This is a genomic window from Lentilactobacillus sp. (assembly GCF_040773105.1).
Taxonomy (GTDB): domain Bacteria; phylum Bacillota; class Bacilli; order Lactobacillales; family Lactobacillaceae; genus Lentilactobacillus; species Lentilactobacillus parabuchneri.
The window spans coordinates 1-6272 of sequence record NZ_JAXGWW010000117.1 but is presented as its reverse complement, the minus strand read 5'-3'; the positions used below and the strand labels follow the sequence as shown (position 1 = coordinate 6272).

Here is a 6272-nt window from a genome sequence, read left to right as displayed (position 1 = left end):
AAGCATTACACTAAATGGTATGATGGCTCGGTAGCTCAGTTGGTAGAGCAATGCATTGAAGCTGCATGTGTCGGCGGTTCGATTCCGTCCCGCGCCATTTATGGTGGGGTAGCGAAGTCTGGCTAAACGCGGCGGACTGTAAATCCGCTCCTTCGGGTTCGGTGGTTCGAATCCACTCCCCACCATTCATAGGGATATAGTTTAAAGGTAGAACTACGGTCTCCAAAACCGTCGGTGTGGGTTCAACTCCTACTATCCCTGTTAATAATACTATGGCGGTATTGGTGAAGTGGTTAACACATCGGTTTGTGGATCCGACACGCGTGGGTTCGATTCCCACATACCGCCTTTTGATTGGGTTATAGCCAAGTGGTAAGGCAACAGACTTTGACTCTGTCATGCGCTGGTTCGAATCCAGCTAACCCAGTTTGGGTTAGCCAAAGTTATGGCGGTATAGCCAAGTGGTAAGGCAGAGGTCTGCAAAACCTTCATCGTCGGTTCGAATCCGATTACCGCCTTTGTCCATTTATTGGCCAATCAAATATTATTTTGCCGGAGTGGCGGAATTGGCAGACGCGCTGGACTCAAAATCCAGTGATCGTTGAGATCGTGTGGGTTCGAACCCCACCTCCGGTACTAAGTAGCCACATAGCGTATTTATAAAAGAAGTGAAACGTTGATATATCAGCGTTTCACTTCTTTTTTTGTATTCTCGACCACATAGATTCACGTACTTTATTGAACTTTGGTGGAACAAAGCGGCACATTGAACCTTTTTATAGACAAGCAGTTATCACAATTGATGGCTTAGTACACAAAAAAACAAAAATGACTTCTAAAATAATGATCTAAATATATAATATTGTATATTATATATTTAGAGAGAATATAAAAATATTATATATTAAATCACATATTAATGTTATTATATAAGGGTAGTCATATAATATTATTTTTGGGAGGGGACACTATGAATACGGGCTATAGTTATAAGCGCTTGACCAAAGTTTTAGTATTCACTTTAGTTGCGGCATTTTCAATCTTGATTGCTGGTGGTTTTGCTATTTTTAAAAACGAGGCACCACGACCGAGTCAGATTGTGAATCAAAACGGGACCGAACTGATTTCGAAACAATCGTTACTATCTGGTCAGGCGGTCTATGAAAAATATGGGTTGGCAGATTATGGGACTTATTTGGGGAATGGATCCTATTTAGGCCCTGATTATACTGCTCAATCACTTCATATTTACTTGAAGGGAATGGACCAATACTATGCGCAATCCTTGTACCGAAAGGACTTTAAAAAGTTAAATGAACTTCAACAAGGTGGGATTAAGGCGCAGGTCAAAAAGGAAATTAAGGTTAACCGCTACGATGCCAAGAAACAAACGTTGACATTGACAGCCGCACAAACTGCTGGGCTCAAAACACTTCAAAGCTATTATAGAAAAGAATTTATTAATAATCCTGAGCAGGCAGGTCTTCCAGCATCAATGATTAACCAAAATAAAACGGATGCCTTTATGTACAAAGGAAATAAAATCGATCAACTCACCAGCTTTTTTTTCTGGGGAGCGTGGTTGTCATCTACCAATCGACCGGATCGCAGCTTTACCTACACTAATAATTGGCCGTACGATCAGGATGCGGGTAACGTGATGCCGGCTGAGGCAATGGTTTGGACCGCAATTTCGGTGGCAATTTTAGTTGTTGGAATTGGTGTCATCATTTACTTCCAACGACGCTATCAGTTTGATATGGAATCTAGGTATTTGCCAGACTCACCGGTAGATATCAATCCGGATTCACCAATCACAACGAGTCAAAGAAAAGTTCCAAAATATTTCGTTATTGTGATGCTCATGTTCTTGCTACAAATCTTGATGGGTGAGCTGATGGCCCATTACTACGTTGAGAATTCATTCTTTGGATTACCATTACAAAACATTTGGCCGTTTAACGTTGCGAAAGCTTGGCACCTGCAGCTTGTTATTGTCTGGGTTGCAACCACTTGGCTTGCAACTGGAATTTATATTGTTCCCCGCGTATTGAGGCGTGAACCACGTAATCAGGGAAAACTAGTCGACCTATTGTTCTGGGGACTGATTATCTGTGTGGGTGGCTCCATGCTTGGAGAATGGGGATCAACTTTAGGAATTATCAATAAAAACTGGTGGCTATTTGGTAATTCCGGCTGGGAATATCTTGAGTTAGGTAAGTTCTGGCAGATTGTCTTTATCCTTGCGATGATTCTCTGGGTTGTGATTTTGATGCGGGGCTTTATTCCAGCAATGAAACGTAAATTCGATTACGATCGTACCCGCTTGACGACACTTTTATTCTGTGGTGCTATCGCAATTCCTGCTTTTTATTTAGCTTCACTATTCATTTTGCCAAATTCTCATGTAACCTTTGCTGATTATTGGCGCTGGTGGATTGTCCATCTTTGGGTTGAAGGGATATTCGAATCCTTCGCGGTCATCTTGATTGGCTGGTTGATGGTGGATATGAAATTAACGACGGTTCGTTCAACTGTCCGGGCACTTTATTTCCAGGTCATTCTACTCTTGGGGTCCGGCGTTGTTGGAATGGGGCATCATTACTTCTGGGAAGGCGACCATTCCGTTTGGTTAGCATTGGGAGCCTGTTTCTCAGCACTAGAAATCGTCCCGTTATGTCTGCTGGTCTGGGAAGCGTATACGCATTATCGAGTATACAAGGACACCCAAAAAGTCTTTCCATACAAAGGAACCTTTATTTTCCTGATGTGGACTGGAATTTGGAACGCGGTGGGTGCTGGTGCTTTGGGATTCTTAATCAACGCTCCAGCAATCAACTACTTCGAACACGGTACCCAGTGGACTTCGGCGCATGCTCACGCATCAATGGCTGGCGTCTACGGAATGTTCTCGATTGCAATCATGCTTTATACTTTGCGGAACGTGACAAAGAAATCGTTGTGGACACCCAAAATGGAAAAAGCTGTCAGTTGGGCGGCTTGGTTAACTAATATTGGTTTGGCTGGAATGGTCTTCATAACACTCTTGCCAGTTGGCCAGATTCAGCTAATGGACGCGCTTAAAAATGGATACTGGCATGCTCGGTTGCTCAGTTTCTATCATCAACCTGACGTTGCCGCCTTGCTGTGGGCTAGAATGGCCCCAGATTTGATCTTTACTGCTGGCGTGGTTGTTTTACTCGTTATTGTAGTTAAGGCGTTCTTCAACCTTAAGAAAGATGATAATAAGGGAGCACAACAAGCTTTGGAAAAACTAGCGGTTCAAGATGAACAAGAAGATGCCGCTGAATTAAGAGATTAGCAACATTTGATTGAGCGAATTTTCAATTCAAAAACAGCTGGTTTAAAAAGTTGGATAGCAAAAAAGGCCTTGATCAGTCACGGATCAAGGCCTTTTTAACTACAAATCAACTCGATATTCCAAGTTGACATTGTGACTTTGTGTTTTTGAAATCCTAAAAAAGCAATAATTCTCCAATGAGAAATCGTTGCACTTAATACCATTCGATTACCGACCCATTCCACAGCCGCGTTCTACACGTGGTTGAACCTGGTGTGGGGTTTGACAATAGTGGGTGATGCCAACCGCCCCGGTGCACAACGTGAGGGCAGAAGCACATACTAATAAGAACTTCATTTTACTCACCAGCCTTTTTGATATTCCGACATCTTTACAAGCTCATTTTACCATAGTTATCGAACCATCAAAAAAGAAGTTGAGCACTTGGCCCAACTTCTTTTTATTACACATTGAGAATTTTATTTAGAAAATCTTGTAATCGTGGATTCGTCGGGTGGTCGAAAATTTGGTCCGGCGTGCCTTGTTCAAGGATTTGACCGTCATCAACGAAGACAACCCGGTCAGCTACTTCTTTCGCAAAGCCCATTTCATGGGTAACGACGACCATTGTCATCCCTTGTTTGGCCAGACGTTTCATTACTTCCAAAACATCACCGACCATTTCAGGATCAAGCGCGGATGTTGGCTCATCAAAAAGCATGATATCCGGATTCATTGCCAGCGCACGGGCAATCGCAACCCGTTGCTGCTGACCACCGGAGAGGGATTGAACGGTCGCATCAAACTTTTCTTCCAAACCAACTGTGGCCAGTAACTTACGAGCTTCTTTGGCAGCATCGTCCTTTGAGACTTTTTTAAGTTCAACCGGTGCCAGCATAATGTTCTCGCCAACAGTCAGGTTCTTGAATAAGTTAAAGTGTTGAAACACCATTCCGATATTTTCTCGAACCAAATTGATATCAACGCCATCCTTTGCGATATCAACGTTATCGATGACAATCGAGCCGGATGTCGGTTCCTCAAGCTTATTCAAGTTTCGAAGGAGGGTACTTTTACCAGACCCGGATGGGCCGATGATGACGACCACCTCATTATTTTCAACGGTTAAGTTGATGCCTTTTAGGACTTCGTTATCGCCAAATGTTTTGACTAAATTTGTTACTTTTACTTTTTCACTCATACCTTAGTTCTCCTTTGTACCCAGTTCGATAACCAAGTTAACAACGTAATGATGATCAGGTAAATTGCCGCAACAATTGTCCAAACTTTGAAGCCTTCCAAGTTTCGGGCAATGATAATCTTACCGGTTTGAGTCAGTTCCAGCAATCCGATAATCGATAGGATTGAGGTATCCTTTAATGTAATTATAAACTGGTTGATAAATGATGGCACCATGATTCGAATGCCTTGTGGCAGAATAATCTTGCGCATTGATTTTCCGAAAGGCAGTCCTAAACTTCGCGCGGCCTCCATCTGTCCGGGATCAACAGCTTGAATACCGCCCTTCACAAATGCCGCGATATACGCGCCTTCGTTAAACGTCAACGTAACGACTCCGGCCACAAATGCTGGAATCTTTTGGCCAGTCAAGCTCGGAATTCCCGTGTAGATAAACAACGCCAAAACCAGCAGTGGCATTCCTCTAAAGATATAAATCAAAGTGGTCGAAAGGCCATTACTAAACTTACTTGGGACAACGCCCATCAATCCAACCAGAACACCAAAAATGGTGGCGAAGAAGATTGAGACCACTGTCAGCCAAAGAGTTTCTTGGAGTCCGGAGAGAAGGGCACCGGCGTTTTGCTTGATCAAACCGACAAATGTCCGGTCTTCAGCGTCGTTACCAGATGTTTTTGCAGCCGACTTAATTTCGTCGGCACCCAAGTATTTGGCTTTGATATCGTCGTAAGTGCCACTGGCCTTTAAATCTTCCAGACCGTTGTTGAAGGCCTGTAAAAGTGCCTGATTATGGCCTTTTTTAACCGCAAAGCCATAGGGCGCATTCAATGCCGGCTTGGTCACAATCTTGAGCTTCGTCCCTTGCTTAATCGCATATTGCATGACTGGATGATCTTCGAAACAGGCAATTGAGTTGCCGGTTGTAACATCCTGGTACATGTTATTTGAATCATCAAAAGTAACCACTTTGAAGCCGTACTTTTTCTTCATGCTGTTGGCGTAATCGGCACCTGAAGTTCCGGTCTTTACCGCAACTCGTTTACCACGCAACTGCGATAGTTTATGAATCTTGCTGTTCTTGGCGACCGCCATCACAACCCCTGAATTGAAGTAGGGCTTTGAAAAGTCAAACTGGTCTTTTCGTTCATTGGTGATTGACATTCCGGCAATCACACCATCAGCCTGGCCCGATTCAACCGCCTGGACGGCAGCGTTAAACCCAAGTGCTTTAATCTTAACCTTAAAGCCCTGCTCGTTGGCAATTGCTCGAATTAAATCCATATCAATTCCAACGTATTGATTCTTTTTGTTGGCAAATTCAAAGGGTGGGAAGGTTACGTCAGTTCCGATAATAAACGTCTTTCCTTTAACCTGTGAATTGGTCTTGGTCCCCAGATATTGACCAACTATCTTGTCGTAGGTTCCGTTGGCTTTGATCTTTTTGAGACCTGCGTTGAATTTCTTGATTAATTGCTTGTGGGTGCCCTTTTTGACACCGAAGCCATACCAGCCTTGATTTGCCGGTTTGGTCGCAATTTGGAGCTTTAAGCCGTGTTTAATGCCATACTGAAGAACGGGTTGGTCATCAAAACATGCCACCGAGTTTCCCGTCGTCACGTCTTGGTACATATTATCCGAATCGTCAAAGGTGACTGTTTTAAAGCCATACTTCTTTTTGAGACTATTGGCGTAATCAGCCGCAGCCGTACCAGTCTTCAAAGCAACTTTTTTGCCACGTAGTTGTTTGAAACTAGTAATATTGCTGCCTTTT

Annotated in this window: 3 protein-coding genes and 7 tRNA genes; 8 read left to right on the top strand and 2 right to left on the bottom strand. The window is 43.3% G+C overall.

The window, feature by feature from the left end; genetic code table 11:
- Window positions 1-24: 24 nt before the first annotated feature.
- The 8 genes from AB3112_RS07165 (at window position 25) to AB3112_RS07130 (ending at window position 3322) form a co-directional block, all read left to right on the top strand.
- A tRNA-Phe gene (locus AB3112_RS07165) sits at window positions 25-97 on the top strand.
- Window positions 98-102: 5 nt separating this feature from the next.
- A tRNA-Tyr gene (locus AB3112_RS07160) sits at window positions 103-185 on the top strand.
- Between the two features lie 5 nt (window positions 186-190).
- Window positions 191-261: transfer RNA gene (locus tag AB3112_RS07155), tRNA-Trp, on the top strand.
- Between the two features lie 14 nt (window positions 262-275).
- Window positions 276-348 (top strand) — tRNA-His (locus AB3112_RS07150).
- 7 nt (window positions 349-355) lie between these two features.
- Window positions 356-427, top strand: a tRNA-Gln gene (locus AB3112_RS07145).
- Window positions 428-447: 20 nt separating this feature from the next.
- A tRNA-Cys gene (locus AB3112_RS07140) sits at window positions 448-518 on the top strand.
- A gap of 33 nt (window positions 519-551) precedes the next feature.
- Window positions 552-636, top strand: a tRNA-Leu gene (locus AB3112_RS07135).
- Between the two features lie 334 nt (window positions 637-970).
- The gene (locus AB3112_RS07130) at window positions 971-3322 is read left to right on the top strand and encodes a nitric-oxide reductase large subunit (RefSeq protein ID WP_367334188.1); all 2352 of its coding nucleotides are present in this window, start codon (window positions 971-973) and stop codon (window positions 3320-3322) included.
- 442 nt (window positions 3323-3764) lie between these two features.
- On the opposite strand, the gene AB3112_RS07125 is transcribed toward AB3112_RS07130, so the two are convergent.
- Window positions 3765-4502 (bottom strand): amino acid ABC transporter ATP-binding protein, encoded by a 738-nt coding sequence (locus AB3112_RS07125; RefSeq protein WP_084972747.1) that lies wholly within the window; start codon window positions 4500-4502, stop codon window positions 3765-3767.
- Window positions 4499-6220: an ABC transporter substrate-binding protein/permease gene (locus tag AB3112_RS07120; RefSeq protein ID WP_367334189.1), complete on the bottom strand. Its 1722-nt coding sequence runs from the start codon at window positions 6218-6220 to the stop codon at window positions 4499-4501. The genes AB3112_RS07125 and AB3112_RS07120 overlap by 4 nt, the downstream gene beginning before the upstream one ends.
- Between the last annotated feature and the right edge of the window lie 52 nt (window positions 6221-6272).